General features: G+C 62.9%; 23 protein-coding genes. 8 read left to right on the top strand and 15 right to left on the bottom strand.

Annotated elements, in window-relative coordinates; all coding sequences use genetic code 11:
* Positions 1-62: 62 nt before the first annotated feature.
* Positions 63-824: a DedA family protein gene (locus L1277_RS02645; RefSeq protein ID WP_253374789.1), complete on the top strand. Its 762-nt coding sequence runs from the start codon at positions 63-65 to the stop codon at positions 822-824.
* Here L1277_RS02645 and L1277_RS02640 read toward each other — a convergent pair.
* The 4 genes from L1277_RS02640 to murI all read right to left on the bottom strand — a co-directional run bounded on the left by L1277_RS02640 (position 821) and on the right by murI (position 4,057).
* Positions 821-1,726, bottom strand: a complete 906-nt coding sequence (locus L1277_RS02640) for a cation diffusion facilitator family transporter (protein WP_253374788.1) — start codon at positions 1,724-1,726, stop codon at positions 821-823. The genes L1277_RS02645 and L1277_RS02640 overlap by 4 nt on opposite strands.
* 95 nt (positions 1,727-1,821) lie before the next feature.
* The gene (rdgB, locus tag L1277_RS02635; RefSeq protein WP_253374787.1) at positions 1,822-2,433 is read right to left on the bottom strand and encodes an RdgB/HAM1 family non-canonical purine NTP pyrophosphatase; all 612 of its coding nucleotides are present in this window, start codon (positions 2,431-2,433) and stop codon (positions 1,822-1,824) included.
* Positions 2,430-3,173: a ribonuclease PH gene (gene rph / locus L1277_RS02630; protein ID WP_308215073.1), complete on the bottom strand. Its 744-nt coding sequence runs from the start codon at positions 3,171-3,173 to the stop codon at positions 2,430-2,432. The genes rdgB and rph overlap by 4 nt, the downstream gene beginning before the upstream one ends.
* Positions 3,174-3,220: 47 nt before the next feature.
* On the bottom strand, positions 3,221-4,057 hold the full coding sequence (gene murI / locus L1277_RS02625) for a glutamate racemase (RefSeq protein ID WP_253374786.1): 837 nt from the start codon (positions 4,055-4,057) through the stop codon (positions 3,221-3,223).
* Between the two features lie 150 nt (positions 4,058-4,207).
* Between murI and L1277_RS02620 the strand changes: the two genes are divergently transcribed.
* The gene (locus L1277_RS02620; RefSeq protein ID WP_253375272.1) at positions 4,208-5,479 is read left to right on the top strand and encodes a nicotinate phosphoribosyltransferase; all 1,272 of its coding nucleotides are present in this window, start codon (positions 4,208-4,210) and stop codon (positions 5,477-5,479) included.
* Positions 5,480-5,487: 8 nt separating this feature from the next.
* Here the strand turns inward: L1277_RS02620 and L1277_RS02615 are convergent, their stop codons facing one another.
* The 3 genes from L1277_RS02615 to L1277_RS02605 are packed head-to-tail and all read right to left on the bottom strand — an operon-like array spanning position 5,488 to position 9,056.
* Positions 5,488-5,775, bottom strand: coding sequence for a DUF3039 domain-containing protein (locus L1277_RS02615; protein ID WP_253375271.1), 288 nt, complete (start codon positions 5,773-5,775; stop codon positions 5,488-5,490).
* A gap of 30 nt (positions 5,776-5,805) precedes the next feature.
* Complete coding sequence (locus L1277_RS02610) at positions 5,806-7,377, bottom strand: hypothetical protein (RefSeq protein WP_253374785.1); 1,572 nt, start codon at positions 7,375-7,377, stop codon at positions 5,806-5,808.
* Complete coding sequence (locus tag L1277_RS02605; RefSeq protein ID WP_253374784.1) at positions 7,353-9,056, bottom strand: ABC transporter ATP-binding protein; 1,704 nt, start codon at positions 9,054-9,056, stop codon at positions 7,353-7,355. The genes L1277_RS02610 and L1277_RS02605 overlap by 25 nt, the downstream gene beginning before the upstream one ends.
* Here L1277_RS02605 and L1277_RS02600 point away from each other — a divergent pair.
* The 5 genes from L1277_RS02600 (at position 9,055) to L1277_RS02580 (ending at position 13,461) form a co-directional block, all read left to right on the top strand.
* Entirely contained in the window at positions 9,055-10,119 is a 1,065-nt protein-coding gene (locus L1277_RS02600) for a hypothetical protein (protein WP_253374783.1), read from the top strand. The two genes, L1277_RS02605 and L1277_RS02600, sit on opposite strands and share 2 nt — an antisense overlap.
* 96 nt (positions 10,120-10,215) lie before the next feature.
* Complete coding sequence (locus tag L1277_RS02595; RefSeq protein WP_253374782.1) at positions 10,216-10,908, top strand: NTP transferase domain-containing protein; 693 nt, start codon at positions 10,216-10,218, stop codon at positions 10,906-10,908.
* Between the two features lie 60 nt (positions 10,909-10,968).
* The gene (locus L1277_RS02590) at positions 10,969-11,787 is read left to right on the top strand and encodes an ABC transporter permease (protein WP_374110147.1); all 819 of its coding nucleotides are present in this window, start codon (positions 10,969-10,971) and stop codon (positions 11,785-11,787) included.
* Entirely contained in the window at positions 11,787-12,524 is a 738-nt protein-coding gene (locus L1277_RS02585) for an ABC transporter ATP-binding protein (protein WP_253374780.1), read from the top strand. Before L1277_RS02590 ends, L1277_RS02585 begins: the two co-directional genes overlap by 1 nt.
* Positions 12,525-12,609: 85 nt before the next feature.
* The gene (locus tag L1277_RS02580) at positions 12,610-13,461 is read left to right on the top strand and encodes a hypothetical protein (RefSeq protein ID WP_253374779.1); all 852 of its coding nucleotides are present in this window, start codon (positions 12,610-12,612) and stop codon (positions 13,459-13,461) included.
* Between the two features lie 3 nt (positions 13,462-13,464).
* On the opposite strand, the gene L1277_RS02575 is transcribed toward L1277_RS02580, so the two are convergent.
* The 7 genes from L1277_RS02575 to L1277_RS02545 all read right to left on the bottom strand — a co-directional run bounded on the left by L1277_RS02575 (position 13,465) and on the right by L1277_RS02545 (position 21,000).
* Positions 13,465-14,802: a CDP-glycerol glycerophosphotransferase family protein gene (locus tag L1277_RS02575; RefSeq protein ID WP_253374778.1), complete on the bottom strand. Its 1,338-nt coding sequence runs from the start codon at positions 14,800-14,802 to the stop codon at positions 13,465-13,467.
* A gap of 17 nt (positions 14,803-14,819) precedes the next feature.
* The gene (locus tag L1277_RS02570) at positions 14,820-15,698 is read right to left on the bottom strand and encodes a glycosyltransferase family 2 protein (protein WP_253374777.1); all 879 of its coding nucleotides are present in this window, start codon (positions 15,696-15,698) and stop codon (positions 14,820-14,822) included.
* A complete protein-coding gene (locus L1277_RS02565; RefSeq protein WP_253374776.1) occupies positions 15,691-16,506 on the bottom strand; it encodes a CDP-alcohol phosphatidyltransferase family protein in 816 nt (271 codons plus the stop codon). The genes L1277_RS02570 and L1277_RS02565 overlap by 8 nt, the downstream gene beginning before the upstream one ends.
* Positions 16,487-17,575 (bottom strand): glycosyltransferase family 2 protein, encoded by a 1,089-nt coding sequence (locus L1277_RS02560; RefSeq protein ID WP_253374775.1) that lies wholly within the window; start codon positions 17,573-17,575, stop codon positions 16,487-16,489. Before L1277_RS02560 ends, L1277_RS02565 begins: the two co-directional genes overlap by 20 nt.
* Positions 17,576-17,721: 146 nt before the next feature.
* Positions 17,722-19,464 (bottom strand): S1C family serine protease, encoded by a 1,743-nt coding sequence (locus tag L1277_RS02555; protein ID WP_253374774.1) that lies wholly within the window; start codon positions 19,462-19,464, stop codon positions 17,722-17,724.
* A gap of 160 nt (positions 19,465-19,624) precedes the next feature.
* The gene (locus tag L1277_RS02550) at positions 19,625-20,320 is read right to left on the bottom strand and encodes a hypothetical protein (RefSeq protein ID WP_253374773.1); all 696 of its coding nucleotides are present in this window, start codon (positions 20,318-20,320) and stop codon (positions 19,625-19,627) included.
* A 110-nt stretch (positions 20,321-20,430) separates the two neighbouring features.
* Positions 20,431-21,000 carry a hypothetical protein gene (locus tag L1277_RS02545; RefSeq protein ID WP_253374772.1) on the bottom strand — a complete coding sequence of 190 codons (570 nt, stop codon included), beginning with the start codon at positions 20,998-21,000 and terminating at the stop codon, positions 20,431-20,433.
* 113 nt (positions 21,001-21,113) lie between these two features.
* On the opposite strand from L1277_RS02545, the gene L1277_RS02540 reads away from it, so the two are divergent.
* Positions 21,114-22,310 carry an aminotransferase class I/II-fold pyridoxal phosphate-dependent enzyme gene (locus tag L1277_RS02540; protein WP_253374771.1) on the top strand — a complete coding sequence of 399 codons (1,197 nt, stop codon included), beginning with the start codon at positions 21,114-21,116 and terminating at the stop codon, positions 22,308-22,310.
* A gap of 20 nt (positions 22,311-22,330) precedes the next feature.
* Here L1277_RS02540 and L1277_RS02535 read toward each other — a convergent pair whose 3' ends face one another.
* Entirely contained in the window at positions 22,331-23,146 is an 816-nt protein-coding gene (locus L1277_RS02535) for a carbon-nitrogen hydrolase family protein (protein ID WP_253374770.1), read from the bottom strand.
* Positions 23,147-23,163: the final 17 nt, after the last annotated feature.

Genomic DNA, 23,163 nt, shown 5'->3' with positions numbered 1-23,163 from the left:
CGCGCGACCAAGCGGTTGCAGCGACCATCGACGAGCAACGACTTACGGAGTAGTAGCCGCCCATGATTTCGACAGGCCTCATTCCCTGGCTCGATCCCGAAAGCATCATTGGCTCGGCCGGCCCATGGGCTCTGCTCGTGGTGTGCTTCATCGTCTTCGCTGAGACCGGTCTGCTCGTTGGATTCCTGCTTCCCGGCGACACACTTCTCGTCATCACCGGACTCCTGACTTTTCACGGAATGCACTCAAGCACGGCCGAGGGCCTCGACCTTGACATCTGGTGGGTGGCGCTCGCCATCGGCTTCGCGGCCTTTCTCGGGGGCGAAGTGGGCTACCTGATTGGCCATAAGGCTGGTCCGAGGGTCTTCGAGCGCAAAGAATCCGGCCTCTTCAGCGTGCGGAATGTGCAACGCACCAACGCGTTCTTCACCCGCTTCGGTGGGCTGGCCGTGATCCTCGCGCGGTTCGTTCCGATCGTTCGCACGTTCGCACCCGTTGCCGCTGGCGTTGGCCACATGAACTACAAGAAGTACTCGTTATACAACTTCATCGGCGCGATCATCTGGGGTGTCGGCCTGACCTACTTCGGCTATTTCCTCGGCTATATTCCTCCGGTCGCTGCGTTCGTACAGGATTACATCGACGTCATTCTGATTAGTGCGGTTGTGATCACCCTGATTCCGACGGTGTGGCACTACGTGCAGTCAAGCCGCAAGGCGAAACACGAGATGGCCGCCGGCCCGGACGGCCGCACCGACGCCGAAGAAGCCGCGCAACTGGTACTCGACCACGACACGTTCGAGAAAAAGCACGAACGTCCCTAGGGGTGTTGCGGATGCTCGTGGCCGGCATGTTTCGCCGGCTCGAGCTGGAACGTCGAATGGTCGACGTCGAAATGGCCGCTGAGACAGGCCGACAGGGTGTCAAGCATCTCCCCCGTGCGGCCTTCCGCAAAAACCTCGGCCGCCACCACGACGTGAGCGGTGAACACTGGTTCACCAGAGGTGATGGACCAGACGTGGACATCATGGACGTCGACGACTCCTGGCGCTTGCCGGATATGGTCCCGGATGTGTGAAACATTGGTGTCCGGCGGGGTGGATTCGTTAAGCACTCGCCAGACGTCACGGAGAAGCACCCACGCCCGTGGAAGAATCCCGGCCGCGATGAGCAGGGAGGCGATGGCGTCCACCTGCACGATCCCGGTGAAGAGAATGATGATGCCCGCAATAAGCACACCGACTGATCCGAGCAGATCGCCGAACACCTCAAGGTAAGCCCCGCGCATATTGAGGGATTCTTTCGCGGAGCTCCGCAGAATCACCATCGAGACCGCATTCGCCAACAGACCGACAGTGGCGACGATCAGCATGGGTGCGGCCAAAATCTCGACGCCGGTGGGGTCGATCAGACGCTGAACGCCCTGGTATCCGACCCCAACGGCCACTCCGAGAAGCAGCAAACCATTGAGCAGGGCGCCGAAGACTTCCGTTCGGCGGTATCCATAGGTGTGCCGTTGGCTTGCTGGCCGTGACGCGATCCCCAGTGCGACGAGTGCGATGACCAGCCCGGTCAGGTCGCTGAGCATGTGTCCGGCGTCAGCCAGCAACGCCAAGGAGCCGGTCAGGAACCCGCCGACCACCTCCGCCACAAAAACGACGGCGACGATAACGAGAACGACAAGCAGGCGTGAACGGTGAACGTCGCGGGTGTGATCGTGGGACATAACTCAAAGCTATGCGGGAGCGAGACGCTTCACCAGACTGCTGGCCTTGATAGTAACGATGGCCGTTCTCATTCTCGTCTCAGCGCGATAACGCTTCAGGCGCGTGCCACCGATTTCAGAGTGGGAATGAGGTCTGCGAACGCACGGGCCCGATGACTGATGTCATTTTTCGTTTCCGGTGGCAACTCAGCCGCCGAGATCTCGTAACCATGGGGGATGAAAATCGGATCGTAACCAAAGCCGTTCTCCCCGCTCGCTTCGGTCGCCAACGCTCCCGGCCAGACCCCGACGGAGACGTGCTCGAAACCCGGCTGACCAGAGGCTTCCGGGACGACGAGCGCGATGTGACAGAGGAAGGTCGCCGCACGATGTTTCGGGGCGATGTCAGCCAGTTGGGCGAGCAACAGCTCCAGATTGTCGCGGTCCCTGTGTCCAGGACCCGCCCACCGTGCGGAGAAGATTCCGGGCGCTCCGCCGAGAACGTCCACGGATATACCGCTGTCATCGGCCATCGCAATTCGACCGGTATGCGCGGCAGCCGCTCGAGCCTTGATCAACGCATTTTCGCTGAAACTGACACCATCTTCCACCGGTTCAGGCCCGTCGTACGCTAGAACGGTGACCTCGGGCATAGCAGCGCCGAGAATGCGCTGGAACTCCTGCACCTTGTGCTGATTGTGCGTGGCCAGCACGACCTCGATGGTCATGCTGACGCTCGCCCGAGCGCCGCAACCTGCAGAGCGGTCAGGTCGGCAGCGCCACCCACAGCGAGGTCAAGGAGGGAGTCGAGCTCCTTACGGTCGAATGGAGCGCCCTCCGCAGTGCCCTGTACTTCGACGAACAGGCCCCGGCCTGTAACGACCACGTTCATGTCGGTTTCGGCGCGAACGTCTTCCACATAGGCGAGGTCGAGCATGGGCTCACCGTCGATGATGCCGACCGACACGGCGGCAACGCTATCGATAAGTGGTGTTGACTTCTGTCCGATGAACTTCTTTCCCCGGGCCCACTCGATGGCATCAGCCAGCGCGACGTACGCACCCGTGATCGCTGCTGTTCGGGTCCCGCCATCAGCTTGAAGAACATCGCAGTCGATGACAATCGTGTTCTCGCCGAGAGCCTTGGTGTCAATCACTGCACGAAGGCTGCGTCCAATCAATCGGGAGATTTCGTGGGTGCGGCCACCGATGCGGCCCTTCACTGACTCGCGGTCCATACGGCTGTTGGTCGAACGCGGCAGCATCGAATACTCAGCGGTCACCCACCCTTTGCCCTTGCCTGCGAGCCAACGCGGGACGCCGTTGGTGAAGGACGCCGTACAGAGAACCTTGGTCTTGCCGAAGGAGATCAGCGCGGACCCCTCGGCCTGGTCGCTCCAGCCGCGCTCAATGGTGACCTCGCGGAGCTGATTGGTACTACGACCGTCTTTGCGAATGGTATCTGTCACGAGAACTCCTTGAGGCTGTGCCGAAAACCGGCGGTGGTGGGGGAAAGCTATGACCCGTATGACCGCATGGCGGCCAGGTCGATGACGCCGGTCTGGACCAGGTCCACGTGCGAAATCTCGCGACCGATGAGGCGGTGAGCGAGTTCGAGGAACTCATCTTCACTCGGTCCCGTTGCTTCGTAGTGGTGCGAAGGAGGGCGTGGACTTGTGCGCTCGAGTCCACTCGATACCAGCACTCGGTAGACATCATTCGCCGTCTCGGTGTCGCTCGACACGAGTGTGACCCCCGGGCCCATGACGTAGGAGATGGCCCCTTTGAGGAACGGGTAGTGCGTGCAGCCGAGGACGACCGTGTCGACCCGGGCATCGGCGAGCGGCCTGAGGTACTGCTCGGCCGTCGCGAGAACGTCCGGCCCCGACGTGATCCCGGCCTCGACGAACTCAACAAAGCGCGGGCACGCGGCGGTGAAGAGCGAGAGGTCTGGGGCCGCAGCGAACGCGTCTTCATACGCGCGTGAGTTGATGGTTCCTTCGGTGCCGATGACGCCGACCCGTTGGTTTCGTGTACTCGCCACAGCCGTCCGAACGGCGGGTTGGATGACCTCGATGACGGGAACTGAATATCGTTCCCTGGCGTCGCGCAGCATGGCCGCAGACGCGGTATTGCACGCGATAACGATCATCTTCACACCCTGGGCGATCAAGTCATCCAGAACCTCGAGCGAAAAGCGACGAACGTCAGCGATGGGTTTGGGCCCGTAGGGAGAGTGCGCGGTGTCCCCGACGTAGAGGATCTCTTCGTTGGGGAGCTGATCCTGGATCGCACGAGCGACGGTGAGCCCGCCGACTCCGGAGTCGAAGATTCCGATTGGCGCATCATTCACGGGTTCAAGCCTACAGCGCCGTATGGGTGAGGCGCGGGCGCCGCAAGCCCAGCGCACAAAGCGGGACGCCGTCGCTAGGCTGGCGGGGTGAGCCTCTCGACATCACCGCACAACTCAACAGCCCTCTATACCGATCGTTACGAACTGACGATGGTGGACGCGGCGCTGGCCAATGGCACCGCCGACACCGAGTGCATGTTCGAGGTGTTCGGACGCCGCCTCCCTGGGGCTCGCCGGTACGGGATTGTTGCCGGCACCGGCCGACTCCTCGAAATGATCCGCGACTTCCGTTTCCAGGAGACAGAGCTCTCCTGGCTGCGCGACAACGCCGTTGTGGCGCAGAGAACACTCGACTGGCTGAGCGACTACCGGTTCTCCGGCGATATTTGGGGCTATCAGGAGGGCGAGGCGTATTTCCCGAACTCTCCCGTGCTGACCGTCGAGTCGTCATTCGCCGAGGGCGTCGTCCTCGAAACACTCATCCTCAGTGTGCTCAACTACGACACGGCGGTCGCCAACGCGGCGAGTCGCATGGTCACGGCGGCCCGCGGTCGGCCGGTCGCTGAGATGGGTTCTCGGCGCGCGAACGAGCACGCCGCCGTCGCGGCCGCTCGCGCGGCGTATGTCGCCGGCTTCGACGCGACAAGCAATCTCGAAGCAGGCCGGAGCTGGGGTATCCCGACCATGGGCACTGCAGCTCACGCGTTCACCCTTCTCCACGCAACCGAAGAGGAAGCGTTCCGGGCCCAGATCGCAGCGTCCGGACCGGGAACCACCCTCCTCGTCGATACCTACGACATCGAGAAAGGCATCGAAACAGCGGTTCGTGTTGCCGGGCCAGAACTGGGTGCCGTTCGACTCGACTCGGGTGACCTGCCCACGCTCGTGCTTGAGGTGCGCAAGCAGCTGGACGCGCTCGGCGCAATGAACACGAAGATCACCGTCACCAACGACCTCGACGAACACGCGATCGCCGCGCTGGCAGCCGTGCCGGTTGATTCGTATGGAGTAGGCACATCGGTCGTCACCGGGTCGGGCTCCCCCGCCGCCGGAATGGTCTACAAGCTGGTCGCCCGCAAGGACGACGACGGCAACTGGGTGTCCGTCGCGAAAACGTCGCAGGGCAAGGTCAGCATCGGCGGGCGCAAGTACCCGGTCCGCCGACTCAACGACGCGAAAGTCGCCATCGAAGAAGTTGTGTACGTGGGCGACGGCCCCGAAACATCCGTTCATTCAAACGATCATGAACGTCCTCTGCTTGTGCAGCTGGTCGAGTCGGGCGAGATCGACCCGCAATACACCGGACCGGCCGGCACAGCGAAGGCGCGCGAACACCGTGCGCGCGTTCTTGCCGAATTGCCGGCGGATGCCTCGCGGCTCGGCCGGGGGGACCCCGCGTTGCCGACGCGGTTCGTCAGCTAAAAACCGAACTACTCGGCTTTCATCTTTTCGTAGATCTCTTTGCACGTCGGGCAGACCGGGAACTTCTCTGGGTCGCGCCCTGGCGTCCACTTCTTGCCGCACAGCGCCTTGACCGGCTTACCGCTGATCGCCGACTGGAGAATCTTGTCTTTCTTCACGTAGTGGGAAAAACGTTCGTGATCGCCGGGCTCGACTCCCTCACTGTTGAGGAGTTCTTCGAGTTCGCGGTCGAGAACCGATGTGCCGCCGGCGTCCGGCCGGGATCCTGGATCTGCAATGCTCACGCGTACGTTCATCATGGTGCAATTGTACGCGGTCGGTTGGGCCTAGTGGCTGACGGCGAAGGCCATGATCTCGGGGCCGCGCCGGTCAAAGACCCGCCCGCCGATCCAGACTCCGGCGATGAGCGCGACCACTCCGAGGCCCACTCCCGCCCACAGCGCGAGCGCGTGCCACGACGGGTCGTCAGTGAAGCCGAACCACGCCAGCACAAGCGCTGGGGTAGCAACCAGGAGCGAACCGACCAAGCCGAACGTCTGAGACAAACCGCCTAAAGCGCCGGACGACTGGGGCTGTTGGAAGGGGCTGTCACCTGGCAGGGCTGCGGGATACGGGAACCGCGCTGAGATGTAGCTCGACAGTCCCACTCCCCCAAGGAACAAGGCGGTGGAGACGCCGATCATTGAAGGCAACACCACCCAGTCCCCGTAGAAGGTGATGCTCACCATGGAACCGATGATGATCAGCGGAATACCGATGAGCACGACGGGGAACATCCGGCCGAGCCTGTCGGCGTACCCGCGCACGCCCGATGCGAAGTGCAGCCAGACGGCCGTCGAGTCGAACGCGAGGTCGTTGTGCAGGGACCAGCCGAGGAAGATGGCCATCACGGGAAGCGGAAGCAGGGCAAGTGTTTGCAGCGGGACGCCGACCACCAGGAACGGAACGATCATGATGATCGGAACGATCGGGATGATCACGATGGAGACCAGGTAGCGAGGGTCACGTGCCCAGTAGGTGATGCTTCGTGCCGCGATGACCGCGCTGGGGCGGGAAGGCAACACGTCAAACCATCCCATGCCGCCGTAGGTCTTCACCACCGGTTCCCGCTCAGGGGTAACCAGCATGTACGCGACGAGGCGATCCCACGCCAGCCAGAGAAGCCCCGCAGTGGCGATCGAGATCAGAAGCTTGAGGAACGCTGCGCCAATGTTGCCCATCGCGACGTCGCCAGGAAACGACCAAACGGCGCCGAATGGCGTCCAGCTGATCACGTCGGCCGCACTTCCGAGTACCGCTGCACCGTCCCGACCCCAGTTGACACTCGAAAGAAGAATGGCTGCTGGCGCGAGGAGGACGAGCACCACGATGCCGATCACACCGGTCAACTCCCTGGAGCGGCGCGTTGAGAGGAGCAGCGACGCGACAGCCGTTGTCACACGGGCGGCGACCACGCAGGTGGCCACGACGAGCACAGCGGACAAAAGCGCCAGAACGAAGGGCAGGAATCCCCGCGACCAGGTCACCGCGGTGAGCAGGCTGAGGATCAGAATGACTACGGAAGGCACGCTCACGAGCGCCGCAACCAATAGGCCGGTGGAGAGCGTCCTACTGCGGGTTCCGAACAGGGCGAAGCACCGGGGGTCCATGTCATCGTCAACACCGAAGATCAGAGGAAGCAAGACGAAACCGAGGATCACGAAGGAGCCGATGAAGACGAGAATGTTGCGCGTCAGCTCATCTGGAGCGAAACGCAGAGCAACAAGCGCCGCGCCAAGCAGGTAAACGAGCCCTGCGCCGGCGACGGTCGCAAGAAGGATGCCGAAGATCTGCCAGGGGCTTCGCCGAAAGACGTTGGCCAGCAGCTGCAGCCTTAGTCGGAGAAGCTGTGCAACCATTCCATACCTTCTGCGGCCTTGCGCCCGCCTGCGAGTTCGACGAACCGGTCTTCAAGTGTGCCGTTACCGCGGACATCGTCCACCGCGCCAGCAGCAAGAACCTGACCGTTCACAACGATAGCCACGTGGTCGCACACGCGTTGGATGAGGTCCATTCCGTGGCTTGAAAGCACCACGGTTCCGCCGTGTGCAACGTACTTCTGGAGAATCTCAATGACATTTGCCGCGGAGACGGGATCCACCGATTCGAAGGGCTCATCAAGAACGAGGAGCCGCGGCGAATGAATCATGGCGGACGCGAGCGCGACCTTCTTGGTCATACCCGCCGAGTAGTCGGTGACGAGACGATTGAGCGCGTCTTCCAAACCGAAGGCCACGGCAAGATCCTTCACGCGAGACCGCACCGTTGCTCCGTCAAGTCCGCGAAGGACGCCGGAATAGTACAAGAGCTGAGCGCCGGTGAGTCGATCAAACAGCCGAAGGCGATCGGGAAGAACGCCAATCGCGCGCTTGGCCTTATCCGGGGTCTCCCATACATCGATGCCGTGAACGGTGATGCTTCCAGAGTCCGGACGGAGGAGACCGGTGATCATGGACAGGGTCGTCGTCTTACCAGCCCCGTTGGGCCCGACGATGCCGTAGAACGAGCCCTCACGCACCTCGAGATCGATCCCGTCCACAGCGACCGTGTCACCGAAGCTGCGGGACAGGTTGCTGATGCTCAGCACGATCGGCGCGTCCGTCAGATCGGCGGCACCGCCGGCGCGGGTCGGAACTGCGTCAGGTGTCGCACGGACTTCGTGGCTGTAGCCAACGGTGGTCTCAGTTTGGGTAGTCCCGGATGGGAGAGAAGCAGCCCCCGCGAAAGTTTCCGAGGCGATTTCGTCGGCCAGCGGGTCCGCAGGTTCGTCAGCCAATTCAGGAACATCGTGGGTCGTGGACGCACTGAACGGCTCAACCTGATCCGCTGGCGAGGCAGACGCAGGCGAGCTCTCCACGTCGTCGACGGAGACGTGATCTGGTTCGTACCCAACGGGAGCACCGTGTTCGGCTTCCTTAAGCTCGACCTTGGACGGCTCCGCGGGTTGTTCCGTGACGGTGAAGAAGTTTTCGACCGCTTCGTCGTCAAGTGCTGGCGCCCGTGTTGGCGCGCGATCCACCTCGGCGTCCTCGATGTCGCTGGTATCGACGTAAGGGTCCTCTATGGCAGGACTGTCAGCGCCAATAGGCTTTTCGCCCGAGGTGACAGGAACCAGCGAGAGGAACGGCCAGCGCTTGCTCCAGACGAACTTCATCGGTTCGTGGTTTTCCACACCGGAAGCCTGTTCGGCAGAGTCGGGAAGCGTCTCGAATTGCAGAGCGGCTTCCTCTGCCGACATTTCGGGCAGCGGTGGACGTTCGTCGCTTGACGCCGCAGCGTCGGCGGACGACGGTTCGGGGTTTGTCCCCGCCACCATGGGCTCCGACGTGAGATCGTACTCGTTTGATACCGCTTCCTCTTCCGTCGGCGCTTCTGGGTCGACCTCGGTCCGCTCAGCTGGCTCAGCTGGCTCGTTCTCACTGGGCAGAGGCGGCACAGGGGGAACGACGGGAAGCGGCGGTACGGGCGGGATCTGAGCGGTGTCGAGTGCCACCTTTGGTGCCACGTGCTCAGCGACTTCATCTGGCGACTTTGCCATGGATGCCGCCACGCGAGCTCGTGGAGCCGGCGCCTGCACGGCCTTCGTCGCTGTGCGTTTCTTGGGCGCGCCAGAGGGCTTCGCCAGCGTGGAGGCCTCACCACTTAAGGACTCCCCTGGGGTCCCCGCAGCGGTCACGTCGACGGATGCAGTTGCGTTCTGTTCCAGGCTCGCCGGCATCTTCTCGGTATCCGCGACACCGGGAGTCGGTAGGGCTTCGGACTCGACCGGCTTGCTCGGTTTCTTGGCCGTTGTCTTCTTGGCGGCGGCGCCGCTCGTCTTGGCAGTCGTCGACTTGGAGGAGGTGGACTTCGCGGTCGTGGACTTGGCAGTCGTCGACTTCGCAGTCGTCGATTTCGCCGGAGCTTTTCGCGCTGGCGTTTTCGCCGCAGGTTTCTTTGCCGCGGTGCTCGTAACTGCCGGAGCCTTGACGGGTGAATCTCCGGTTGACGACGTGTCAGGGACACCGTCAGCCGCAGTCGCGGCCGTTGCACCTCTCGAGGAAGCAGCCGGTTTCGTCGTCGTTCGTGGCGCCTTGGCTTTGGCCGTCGAAGACGAGCTTCGGGCAGCCGACTTCTTCGGCGCCGGTGAAGTGGTTTCCCCGCCAGAAGCGCCCTCGGAGGACGTTCCAGGAACGGACTCGGTCGCGCCCGGAGCCGTTGTCGTAGACCGAGCAGCAGGCTTCTTCTTCGGCGACGTTGGGGTAGATGACCGCGGCTTCGCAGGTGTGCGCGGCTTCGACGCCGGACCGGCCGACTGGCTTCCACCGTCTGTGCCCGATCCCTCTTCATGGGGACTGACCGGTGCGGCAGCGGACTCGTTTGACGACCCGGAATCCGGCGCGCTCAGCGCGGGGTCTTCTGGTGTGTCGTCGGGGGAAGCGGGCGGCACAATAGTCACTGATACAACCTACCAACTGCCCGCGAGTGATTCGAGGCGGATGTCGTTTTGTGCCGGTGCTGAACCTGTTAATACGCCGTGTGCCTTATTACGATACGACAACAACAAACGTCAAGATACTGACCCCAATAAGGGTGCCGCGCTAACGTTGACCTTGGCATAACGGGGTGTCATTTCGTCTACTTTCAGGTTAATTCCGCGTAAAGCCCGCCACAGACGGCGGCCGGAACGGCCTTGAATCGATCTTGAGGAGAATCTCGTGACCACCCAGGTAGTAATTCTGGCAGCAGGAATGGGAAGCCGTCTCGGCCGTTCATTGCCGAAGCCGCTGACCGAGTTGAGCGACGGCCGCACCATCATGCAGCAGCAGTTCGACAACATCCACCACGCGTTCGGCAAGAACGTCAAGGTGACCATCGTCGTCGGCTACAAGCTCGACCACATCATCGAAGCGTTCCCCGAGGCATCGTTCGTTTACAACGAGCAGTACGACCAGACCAACACCTCGAAGAGCCTGATGCGTGCTCTCAACGCTTCGCAGCCAGGTGGTGTCCTGTGGATGAACGGAGACGTGGTCTTCGACCCGACCGTCCTCGATCGTGCAGCCGTCATGATGGCGCGCGACCAGTCCTTCGTCACTGTGAACACCTCCAAGGTTTCCGATGAAGAGGTCAAGTACACGACCAGCGCCGAGGGCTACATTCAGGAACTCTCCAAGACGGTCAAGGGTGGTCTCGGCGAGGCCGTCGGAATCAACTACGTTTCTCGTGACGACAAGGCAAACCTGCTTCGTCAGCTTGCCCGCGTCGATGACCAGGACTACTTCGAGCGCGGCATTGAGCTCGCCATCGAACAGGACCGGATGCTCGTCGAGCCCGTCGACATCTCTGACCTGTATGCGGTCGAGGTTGACTTCGCGGAAGACCTCGAGCGGGCAAACCTCTTCGTTTGACCGTCTTTGCTTCGACAGACCGGCACGCGTCCTTGACCGTGCCGGTCTTCGTTTGCGGATATGTTTGTGCCTGTGAGTTCTGATTTCGGCGTGCGCCGCACACAGCGGTCGCACCTGACCAGATATCGCCATGCGCTCTGGTTGCTGACCAAGCGGGACCTCCGGGTTCGGTATTCAACGAGCGCGTTGGGCTACGTCTGGTCGATCCTCGACCCGCTCGTAATGGCGTTCATCTACTACTTCGTGTTTGTGGTTGTCTTCCAGCGTGGCGGATCGGTCGGTGAAGATCCGTACATCGTGTTTCTGCTCGCCGGCCTGCTGCCGTGGATGTGGTTCAACGGGGCGGTCTCTGACAGCACACGCGCGTTCATCCGCGAAGCGAAGCTCGTGCGTTCCACCTCGATCCCGCGAACGATCTGGGTCAATCGCCTCGTTCTCTCAAAGGGCATCGAATACGTCGCGGCTCTGCCCGTCCTCCTCGCGTTCGCCCTGTTCACCGGCGGATCGCTCAACTGGAACGCACTCCTCTTTCCCCTGGCCATCGTCATGCAGGCCGTCCTCACTATCGGCATCGGTCTCATCGTCGCTCCCCTTGTCGTGTTCTTCCGGGACCTCGAGCGCGCCGTCAAGCTCGTCCTTCGGTTCCTCTTTTACGCCTCCCCCATCGTTTATGGCTTCAGCGACCTTCCTGTCGAGCTCCAGCCGCTCGCCGCATTCAATCCGCTCGGAGGCATCTTTTCGCTGTATCGATCGGCGTTCTTCCCTGAGCAGCTCAACTGGTACCCCGTGGTGATCTCGGCAATCATGAGCGTCATTTTCCTGGTGGTTGGGCTTTGGGTCTTCAAGAAATCCGAACGCACCGTCTTGAAGGAGCTGTGATGCCGACCCCCGTCATCCGTGTCGCTGACGCCGGCATCCGTTTCCGGCGTAACCGTGGAGGCCGCCGCAATTTCAAGGATCTATTCTCCGGCAATACCCGACGCTCCCGTCCCGGGGAGTTCTGGGCATTCCGCAACGTCAGCTTCGATGTTCTCCCCGGCGAAGCGATCGGCGTCGTTGGCCGCAACGGGCAGGGCAAGTCGACGCTGCTCAAGCTCGTCGCTGGCGTTGTCATCGCCGACGAGGGCGTCGTGAAGGTCACCGGCGGGGTGGCACCCCTCATCGAGATCACCGGCGGCTTCGTCAACGACCTCACCGTTCGCGACAACGTCTACCTCACCGCTGGCCTTCACGGTATGACGAAGCGCGAGATCGAAGAGCGATTTGACGACATCATCGACTTTGCTGAAATCGGCGACTTTGTCGATACGCCGTACAAGCATCTCTCCAGCGGCATGAAGGTGCGCATCGCGTTCAGCGTCATCTCCATGCTCGAGGAACCGATCATCCTCGTCGATGAAGTGCTCGCCGTCGGTGACCGAAGCTTCAAGGAGAAGTGCTACCGGCGCATCGAGGAGATGCTTGCCGGGGGACGCACTCTGTTCTTTGTCTCGCACAACGAGAAGGACCTGCGTCGGTTCTGCACTCGCGGTCTCTACCTCGACAAGGGAAAGCTCGTCCTCGACGGCCCAATCGACGAGGTTCTCGACCGTTACAACGCCCAGTACCACAGCTGAGCGAGTGGACTGTCAAGCCCACCGATCTCACAGCGGACGACTCTAAAATTGATCTTCTGCGCTTCGAGCGCATGAAGGGGTGACCATGAAAACGCAGTCTGAACGCGTCATTATTGTCGACGAGGCGGAGTTCCGCTCGGTTCCGGTTGACCCGACGAACGGCCCACTTTGGTTGCGCGGCGTTGACCGCGCCTTATCTGTGCAACGCCCCGTCGTCATCGCGCACATCCGCGGCCTTCGCCGCATGTACCCCGGTGCAACACCTGACCAGCTCGTCCGGGTGCTCGAACGTCGCTACCTGACCGCCATCACCTCCGGCGGCGCAGCGGTCGGTGCAACGGCCATGGTGCCCGGCTTCGGCACCAGCATCACCATCGCCCTGTCCGGAGCCGAAACCCTCGGCTTTCTGGAGACGACAGCACTGTTCGCCCAGTCCGTCGCCGAGGTGCACGGCATCGCTGTCGATGACCCGGTTCGCGCGCGTGCGCTTGTGATGACGCTCATGCTGGGCAAGTCCGGCACCGACCTCGTGAAGCAGTTCACCGGCCAGGCGCTCCGCGGCGGACTCCCCCGCGACCGCTATTGGGGTCAGCTCATCGCTTCGAACGTTCCGCAAGCAGTGATGGGTCCGGTCGCAGATCAGCTCAAGCGCCGCTTCCTCAAGCACTTCGCGGTGAACCAGGGGTCGTCATTCGTCGGCAAAGCCATGCCGTTCGGAATCGGCGCTGCGATCGGCGGCATCGGCAACCACATTGCCGGCAAGCAGGTCGTGCAATCCGCGCGCAGCGCATTCGGCCCGGCACCGGTCGTCCTGCCGCTCGAACTTGAGCCGAAAGAACGCTCCAGCGCGGTTGGCACGACCCTGCGAGCTTTGCAGAAGCGGATGCCATCCCTCACGAAATCGAAGAATCGTACGGATTCCGATTCGGGCAGGTAGCCCTTACGAAAGGTCGTCGTCGTCCTCGCCTGTTGCACCGGCGGACGAACCGCCCGCTGCGCCCGACGATGTCGGGGCCGGAGTGCGTGATGCGGAGATCTGCTGCTCGTCGTCCTCGGCGTGCAGCGCCGAGTAATGTTCCCACTCATCCATGAGGTGCTGCACTGCGGCGTGGAACCGAGCGGTTGCGGCACCGGGTGTGACGTCTCCGAAGTATCTCTCGACCCAGATGGCCAGGCGACCGACGGCATCCGGATCGGACAACAGTCGATCGGTGTGGCGCACGATGTCCTGCGCTTCATCGGCAGGGAGCCACTCGCAGTCCGAGAGATAGCCGCCGAGGTCGATCTTCGCCTCCGGGTCGACCGGCTGGGTGATCATGAGCGGCTTGCCGCTGGCCAACCTGTCATAGACCATCGCTGAGATGTCGACGATGGCAACGTCGGCGGACGAGAGCTGCCAGCCGAGTTCTGCTCCCGTGTCGTGCACGTGCTGCGCGGTCGGGTCTGCGCTGTTCGCGGCCGCAATCATCCCGATGATCTCGCGGTTCGCTGCACCGTAAGCGTGGTCGACGACACCGCTGCGGGGATGCGGCCGGTAGATGACGCGGTGCGAGCCCGTCGCGAGCAACGCCCGCACCAGGTTCACCCCGTGGCTCGAGATGGATCCGTAGGCCGCCGACCGACGGTCACCCTCCCAGGTCGGCGCGTAGAGAACGACGGTGCGTTCGTCTGGGGTGAAGGGCAACTCACGCGAATAGTGGTCCGCCTGCGGTCGCCCGATCTTGATGGCACGCTTGTCGAAGTCGTAGTCCCAGAGCACCTTTGACAGCCGCGCGAGCGCGGCGTCACCGGCAACAAGGCTGTAGTCGTATGCCTTGAACTGGTTCGTCGTCATGTACATCTTGTCGCTCTCACCATGGTTGATGAAAACGTGCCAGCGCTGGCCATACCGGAACATCTGGAAGTTCTTGGTGTTCTGGTTCACGTAGAACACAATGCGAATGTCCTGCTCGGCGAGAGTCTGCTCAAGCGCCGCGACGGTTCGCACATACGCCACCGGTAGCGGCGACTCTTCGAAGAGTTTCGTGGCGGCGGTCGCTCCCCGGCTGAGCACGACGACCGGCCAGGTGCGCGCGAGCTCTTCGAGCGGTTTGTACCACTGCCGGATCTGGTACATGTTGACCTGGCCGTCAGCAAAATAGACGGCGATCTTGTATCTGCCCGGGTCAAGCGGCGGCAGTTGCGAGAGCCGCTGCGACAGTTCGCCTCGAGCTCGCCGGTTCGCCAGCAGGTCCCTGCCGATCTTGACGGCCTTGCGCGCGTCGCGGAGTACACCCATACGGTTAAGGGTACCCATTAGATGACCGGCGGTCGCCCGGCTTGTGTCATCCGCACGACTGTGCGCCACCGGATCGGTCGCCGCTGCCCCGGCGATGTGTTCCAGCCCTCACGCCAGCCGCCGAACCACGCTTTAAGCACCAAGGGTTGCCGCCACCAGCGCAGCAACTGAATGCCGGTCCAGCTACCCACGTAGAGCGGAATCAATGGCAGTGGGAGGTTTCGCCGAGCCAACCAGACCCGGTTGCGGGCGTTCAGGCGGTAGTACTCGGTATGCCGGGTTGGCTGTACGACGGGGTGATTGGCTTCGAGGTCACCGGCGTACCACGCACGCTTTCCCTGGTCCCAGACCCGCCAGGCAAGCTCAATGCCCTCGTGGGCATAGAAGAACTCGTCGGCCCAGCCACCGGCCGCGTCAAAAACCGGCCGCGGGAGAAACACGGCGGCTTCCAGACAGGAGAAGACATTGCCCGGATGCCGTGGGTCGCCTTTTCGAATCCGTGGAATCCATCGACGTGGAGACTCGATGCCGGTCGGATCGTCGAGCCGGGGTTGGATCAGTCCGATATCGGGTTGCTTCGAAACGAGAGCGATGCACTCACGGAGGAACGTGGCATCCGGAATTGACGCGTCATCGTCGAGGAAGAAGATCCAGTCGCCGCTGACCACCTCTGCGCCGCGATTACGGCCAGCTGGAATGCCGAGATTCTCCGCGAGCCCGAGCGCACGAACGCCGTCGGGCAGCCCGGTGGGCTGCCAGCCGTTGCCGACAACAACGATGTCGAGTTGAACGCCCTGCTGATTCTGAACCGAACGGATGCCTCGGGCCAGGTCATCGGGTCGGGTGCCTTGCGTCAGCACCACGACTCCGACCGTGGGCAGGGTGTTCTCAGGCACTGAGGCGCTTCGACGACAGAATGGCGACGAAGTGCCCGAACAGGGTCACCAGGCCGAGGGCGAGGAGGAGAACGAGGGTCCAGCGCATGGCGAGGACGTCTCCGATGAAAAGTCCAACCACCGCCGCAACGAAGATCACCATGGTGAGTTCGACCGAGTGGAAGATGCGGTGGAACGGCAGGAACTTGGCGACCTTGCGGGCGAGTGCGAGAGCCCCACCACGCGGTGCTGATTCGCTCTCGCTGTAGGTGAGCTTGGACGCGCCGTAGTTCGCGCGGGCAACGCGCACCATGTCGTTGAGTGCCTTGTTCAGCACGATGACGAGGGCAAGCAACGCACCGAGCGTCGTGTAGAGGTAATCGGCTGGTGCGTCGAAGGGGTAGCCAGCTGCCCGAATCGCGAGTGCGAGCGGAATGAGCGACTCAGTCGAGTAGTGGCCAACCGCGTCGAGGAATGCACCGGCAGGAGACGACGTGCGGCGCCAGCGGGCAACTTCACCGTCGCTGCAATCGACGAGCATTTGCAGCTGCCCGAGCACGAGCCCGAGCAGGGCGCCCCAGATGCCGGGGATGAGCAGGGCGCCCGCGACCGACCACCCGGTAAGGATCATGAGCCCCGTGACGCCGTTTGCCGAGATGGGCGTTCGCAGCAGCAGCCAGGTCAGGTACGGCGAGATGGTGCGCAGGTAGAGCGACGCTGTCCAGTGCTCGGCGTTACGGCGCCCGCGAACCTCGGGAGGTTGGGCGACATCGCGGAGCTCTGAGATGGAGCGGGGTTTGAGTGGCCGTTCAGCCGACACTTCCGACACTCGTGCCTCCGCTTCTTTCGTTCTTGAGCGCTGAGATGTTGCTGGCCAGCGACAGGAAGCCGAGCACGAAGCCCACCCCCCAGCAGAAATGAATACAGGGCAACACTACGAGAAACCAGAGTTGCGAGCGCACGCCGTCACGTCGAGCCACCAAAAGAGTGGCCGCGATCACGAGGAGCGCGTACACCGCGGGGATCGCCCAGCCCAGGGTAAGCACGGCGGATCCGCCCAAAGCGGCCTGCACGATACCGATGACGCCGAGCACCACACCAATTGCGACGCCAAGCACCATGACCGGCGGAGCAAAGTAGCGCAGGGTGTTCGCACTCGGGAAGCGACGCGTGAGTTCACCACGCCACATGCCGGTCGAGAAGAACTGGCGCGCGAGGGCGGACAGTCGGGGTCGTGGCCGGTAGGTCACCCGGAGTTCGGGCGTGAACCAGACGACTCCTCCGGCGTGACGGAGACGCCGGTTGAGTTCCCAGTCCTGCCCCCGCTTGATGCGCTCGTCGAACATGCCGACGCGCTCGAGAGGCTCCCGCCGGAACACGCCGAGGTAAACGGTGTCTGCGGGGCCTTCGGCGCCGCCGACGTGGTGCGGTGTGCCGCCCAAGCCCACTTTGCTGCCGTACGCACGGGCCACCGCTCGCTCGAATGCCGTTGTGCCCTGGGCATCCATGATGCCGCCGACGTTATCGGCTCCCGTCCGGTTGAGTGTCTCGACGGCGATGCGCGCATAATCGCGTGGCAACACTGAGTGGGCGTCGACCCGGACCACCACCGGGTAGCGGGTTGCCGCGATCGCGATGTTGAGACCGGCAGGCGTCGATCCGACCGGGTTCGGGAGTACCCGAATACGGCGATCGGCACGTGAGAGCTCATCCACGAGCTCGTTCGTACCGTCAATACTCGGTCCAACGGCGATCGCGACCTCGAACGGGCCGGCGTAGTCCTGCTCGAGCAAGCTCATCACAGCGGCTGTCACGTGGGTGACGTCATTGAGAACGGGCATGACGTAGGAGACCCCGATGAGCTCGGCGGTTCCGCCAACTGATGAGTTCTCAGTCATGGTCTCCACTCGCTGAATCGGTCGGCTTGAGCCTAGCAGTGCGTGTTTGAACCTCTCCTGCGAGACACACGCGAGGGAGCCAAGCGCTCGTGCACGACGAAGCGCCCGTAAACCGGACGTTTACGGGCGCTTCGGGGCGAGAGCGTCTAGAGAACGAGCTCTCCGAGTGTCACTGTTGCTTCCTTCGTGTCGCCGTTGCGGACGTAGGTCAGCTTGGCGTCAGCTCCGGCCGCCAACGCTCGCACCTGAGCGGTGAGGTCGGTGGCGTTGGTGACGGGCGAGCCGTTGAAGCTCGTCACGATGTCGCCCTTGGTGAGTCCGGCCTTCTCCGCTGCTCCTCCGGGGGTGGCTTCGTTGATGAGCGCTCCGACCACCGGGCTGTTGTCTGCGCTGGCTGCGTCGCCGACCGTCGCACCGAGAAGTCCGTGCGTCGCTTCGCCATTCTCGATGATCTCCTTGGCCACGCGCTCCGCGATGTTGGACGTGATCGCGAAACCAACTCCGATGCTGCCGCCCTGGCCTGACGAGTCTGAACTCGACGCGCTGGCGATCGCGACGTTGACGCCGATGAGCTCGCCCTGGTCGTCAACGAGGGCACCTCCGGAGTTTCCGGGGTTGATGGCAGCATCCGTTTGGATGACGGAGAGCGAAATGACCGCCTGCTGGCTAGGCGTGGCGTTTGGCGTCTGACCAGGAATGTCGAAGCCCCAAACGTCGTAGGGGTCCTTCTGGGTGTTGTCCTCCTGCGAGCTGTCTTCGGGGACAGCGGAGGATGCGACCGTGATGCTGCGGTTGAGGGCGCTGACGATTCCGTCTGTCACCGTTCCGGCGAGTCCAAGCGGTGCACCAATGGCGACGGCGACGTCACCGACGTTGAGCTTGCTCGAGTCGGCGAACTCCATGGGGGTGAGGTCGGTTGCCCCTTCGAGCTTGATCACGGCGAGGTCGTAGACCGGGTCGGTGCCGACCACGGTGCCCGTGTAGAGCTTGCCGTCATTGCTGGTGACCTGGATGTCAGGGTCGGACAGCTGGCCGTCGAGGGTGACGACGTGGTTGTTCGTCAGGACGTAGCCGTCTTTGCTGAGGATGACGCCGGAGCCGCTGCCTGCACTCTGACCGCCCTGCACCGACAGGGTGACAACGCTTGGGGAAGCCTTCGCCGCAATCGCAGAGGCGCGAGTGACGTCGGCGGGGTCGTTGATGGTGACGTTTTCGGAGCCGACCGCGTTCGAGCTGACGGTGCTGCTCTGGTTCGTCGTGATGAGGGCAGACGTTCCTGCCCCGGCTGCACCACCGACGAGCGCACCCACGGCGAGTCCGGCCACAAGGAGGCCGATGTTGGAGCGGCGCTTCTCACGACGCTCCGCGGGCTGCGGGTGGGTGTTCGGCGCATAACCGGTCGGTCCGTAAGCGGCACTGCCATCGCTGGGGGTTCCGTATGGCTGGTGGTGCTGTCCACCGTACTGTGCGGATCCCTGGTAACCGTTCGAGCCATAGTTAGCGGTCGGTGCCTGAGACGCTCCAAAGGCCGCACCATAACCGGCTGGCGGGTAGACGTCGGTGGCTGCAGTGTCCTGGTGAGAGGGCTGGTGTCCGCCCGAGTTCGTCCTGAAGTCGTGAGCGGCGGCTGCGGAGGGGCGATCCTCAGCCGCCGGTGCCTGGTCGGAAGACCCATGACCCGATGCCTGTCCGCTCGAATCGCTCGACTGCTGCGCGGACGAATTCGGCAGCGGCGGAGCGGGGGGTACGTTTCCGTAACCCTGGTGTCCGGCGGTGGAGTCAACACCTGAGGCGGAGCCGGCCTGGGGGGATGCGGCATTCGCATCGGTGTTTCCGGCGGAAGGAACCTGACGGTTCTCGCCGTTTGAATCCTGAGGGTGATCGGTCATGATGGTGCTCCTTCCAAGCACAGCTAGCTTGGCGGTCCTAGCTGGACTTTTCATTCGTGCTGTCTGTGAGCGGCCTATGCCCCAGCCGAGACATCGCTAGGTCGGCTGGCGACGTCGCTGATCGACCTTTTTCTGCGGCCTTCAGCCTATCCACTTCCCTTTAACAGCCGGGACCGCTGGGGTTTCTGTTGCACTCTTTGTCGACAAGAACCGTCTTCGCATCTCCGGCGAGCGCGGCGACGGTAACCGCTGGCGCCGACAAGGTACCGGCGATGCCGATCCACGAGCCGCCGACAGCGCGATACTCGACAGTAAAGGCGACCGTGACGGTGATGGAGTAGACCCCGGTCGAAGCAAAAACGTGGCTCGTCGGAGTGGCGGAGAACTCAGGTAGTCCGAGTTCCGCCCACGTCGCACCGGGGACGGTTGTTCGAGAGCTCGTTCCATCTCCCCATGACCAGTTATATCCGTCTGGCGTGAACCGAACCTCAATCGGGACGTCGAATAGGGAACCTTGTTGGACGTGTCGATTCGTGTCGGCGATGAAATTGGCGGGGAAGCCGATGAGGAGCCAGCCGTCCGGTTCCATGGTGAGGGTTGGTGCGTTGGGACGGAAGCGCGCCAGGTCGCTGAGCGTCACAAGCTCCGGGAGGCACAGAGCGCCTGACGTACAGGTGAGGTCTCGGTCGATCCCACCGGGACCGTCAGACCCATCAGCATTGCCGCCGTCGCCGGTGCCACCGTCTTCGTTGCCGCCGCCGTCGTTGTTTCCACCGCCGCCGCCGCCACCGTTGTTTTGGTCACCCCGGATGACTGCCTCGCCGTTTTCAATGCTTCCAGTCGGGCAGAGGTCCAAGTCTTGCTCAACTTCCGTGCATGGAGCTGCTGTTGCTTGAGAACCACTTGTCGCCGAGGTCAATCCGACTACCGAGACGACCAAAAGAAGCACGGCGACCGAAGGTCTCGTCAACACGGATCATCACCCGCCCATGGATCGCTCTCAGAAACCAAAACCCGTGCCGCTCCGCCTGGAGCCGACTGGAATGTAACCAGCAATGGATATCTATCTCGCCGTGTGGGCGGTGTAACGTCCGCCCCGGTCGTGTCGACAATGCGGACCGCGGTGACGTCCTTACATAGCGTGGTGACGATACTCACAGGTGATTCTCCAAGCGCCACCTCGACTACAGAGACCGTGTCAAATGTCGTAACGCCGCTTGTTCGCCATCCCCGATCACTCAAGGTCCTGTCCTCGCTTAATACGGTCCAGTATTTCTCCGTCACAAGGGGCTGAAGCGGCGAAGGATCGACTCCGCCGCCTGCATACACTGCATCAAGCGCAGCGGTGTACTGCTGATACGTGTCCGTGGCCGCCGCCAGCGCCTCGTCCTCGGACGAGAAGATAGAGGTCGGGGTGGGCGACGGCTTCGGCGCAGGAGTGGTGCAGCCGACCACCGCCACACCGACGATCGACGTGACGGCCACGGCCAGCGCGCGCCGAAGCATCCGTTGCTGGGCTCGCACGCCAAATTCCATGCCGCCACGTTAGAACAATTCCCCTGATGTCGCATGGGTTATCCACAGCCACCGGCATGCCGGATAGCCTTGAAACGCGGCGCGGTAGAAGCCAATCCGTGGAAGGACGAGGAATGACTCTGCACGGCTCATGGCAACGGACCGCCAAAGGCGCTGGACTTTTGCGACCAGACGGCACGATCGCAGCCACCATTTTCGCGGAGATGAGCGCACTCGCCGCGTCGACGGGCGCCATCAACCTCGGCCAGGGCTTCCCCGACGAGGACGGCCCCGAAGAGGTGCTCGCCGAAGCCCGTCGCGCGATCACCGACGGCGTGAACCAGTACCCACCCGGGCGAGGCATCCTCGACCTGCGCGAAGCGATTGCCGAACACCAGCACCGGTTCTACGGCATCACGGCGAACCCCGACACTGAAGTTCTCGTCACGGCGGGCGCGACCGAAGCCCTCGCCTCGGCCATCCTCGCCCTCACTGAGCCCGGCGACGAGGTGCTGACATTCGAGCCCTTCTACGATGCCTACGGCGGACTCATCGGCCTCGCCGACGCCCGCCACACCACGGTGCAACTGCGCTGGCCCGACTTCCAGCCCGACCACGATGAACTCCGTCGGGCGGTGACTGACCGCACCCGCATCATCCTCGTCAACAACCCACACAACCCCACTGGCGCCGTTCTGTCGCGAGGGACACTCGAGCTCATCGTTGAACTCGCGCACGAACACGACGCGATCATCGTCACTGATGAGGTCTACGAACACCTCACATTCGGCGTCAGCCACATTCCGGTTGCGTCGCTTCCTGGCGCCTGGGACCGCACGATCACCATTTCGTCAGCCGGCAAGACGTTCAACACCACCGGCTGGAAGATCGGCTGGGCGGTCGGCCCCGCAGCGCTCATCACCGCGATCACCACGGTGAAGCAGTTCCTGACCTATGTCAACGGCGCACCCTTCCAGCCGGCCATCGCCACTGGCCTGCGCCTGAGCGACCCCTGGTTCGCCGCTGTTGCCTCGGATCTAGAGCACAAACGCGACGTCCTGGCATCCGGTCTTCGCTCCGCAGGATTTACACTCTCGATTCCGAGCGGGTCCTATTTCATTGTTGCGGATGCCACGGAGCTCGGATTCGAAGACGCCAGCGAATTCTGTCGTCGCCTCCCCGATCTTGCTGGAGTGGTTGCGGTTCCGCTCAGTGCATTTGTGGCGGAGGAGCACCTCAGCGAGTATGCCACGCTGGTGCGCTTCGCGTTTTGCAAGAAGGTTGACGTGCTCGAGCGTGCCGCAGCGCAATTGGCGCGCCTGGGCCGGTAGTCGGAGCACACGAAGGCGCGTCAGCTCAACGGAACGATTCCGTACCGGCGCAGGGCGAGCGCCGGGTTAGACGCACGCACGCTCGCAATGCGCGTGGCTGAAGCGAATGCAACAGACACATCAGTCTCCACGCCGACCCCGGCCACTTGGATACCGGCTGGATCGACGATCAGGCTGTTGCCGACGCCGATCGGTGGCGTGTGGTCTGCTCCGGCCACATAGACGGTGTTCTCGATGGCGCGTGCGGTCACGAGCGTCTTCCAGTGATGTTCCTTGAGCGGGCCACGCACCCACTCGGCCGGCACGAGCACAACGTCAGCGCCGGCGTCGACGATGCGTCGCGTCACTTCAGGAAAGCGGATGTCATAACACGTCTGAATTCCGAAGGTGAGACCGCCTGCCCCAAACGTTTCGGGATCGGTCAGCTCGCCGGGCACAACGAACTCGCTTTCGGTCTGGCCGAACGCGTCGTAGAGATGCTGCTTTCGGTAGGTCGCTACGATCTCCGCCTGCGGCGACAGCGCCACAATCGTGTTGGAGAACTTTGAGCCGTCGGCCGAAGCCTCAGCCATTCCAACCACGAGATGAAGGGCGAGGTCTTGCGCGAAGCCGGCCGTGGCCTCAACGAAGTCGCCGTCCAGAGGTTGCGCACGAGCCACAAGCTCAGCGCTCATCGGGTCGACGAAGGCGCTCGAGTACTCCGGAAAGACGACGACACTGGCTCCACGCTCGGCTGCGCGCTCAGCAAGTCGGCGGATTTGAGTGAGGTTCACGTCGACGTCGGCGGTCGGACTGAACTGTGCGACGGCGATGCCGACGGGAGCGTGCTCGGTCATGTGCCCAGCTTAGACAG

Origin of the sequence: Okibacterium sp. HSC-33S16 (assembly GCF_024171565.1) — a bacterium.
GTDB lineage: Bacteria > Actinomycetota > Actinomycetes > Actinomycetales > Microbacteriaceae > Mycetocola_A.
The sequence above is the reverse complement of the archived record's forward strand: the minus strand, read 5'-3'. Positions and strand labels throughout refer to the sequence as shown.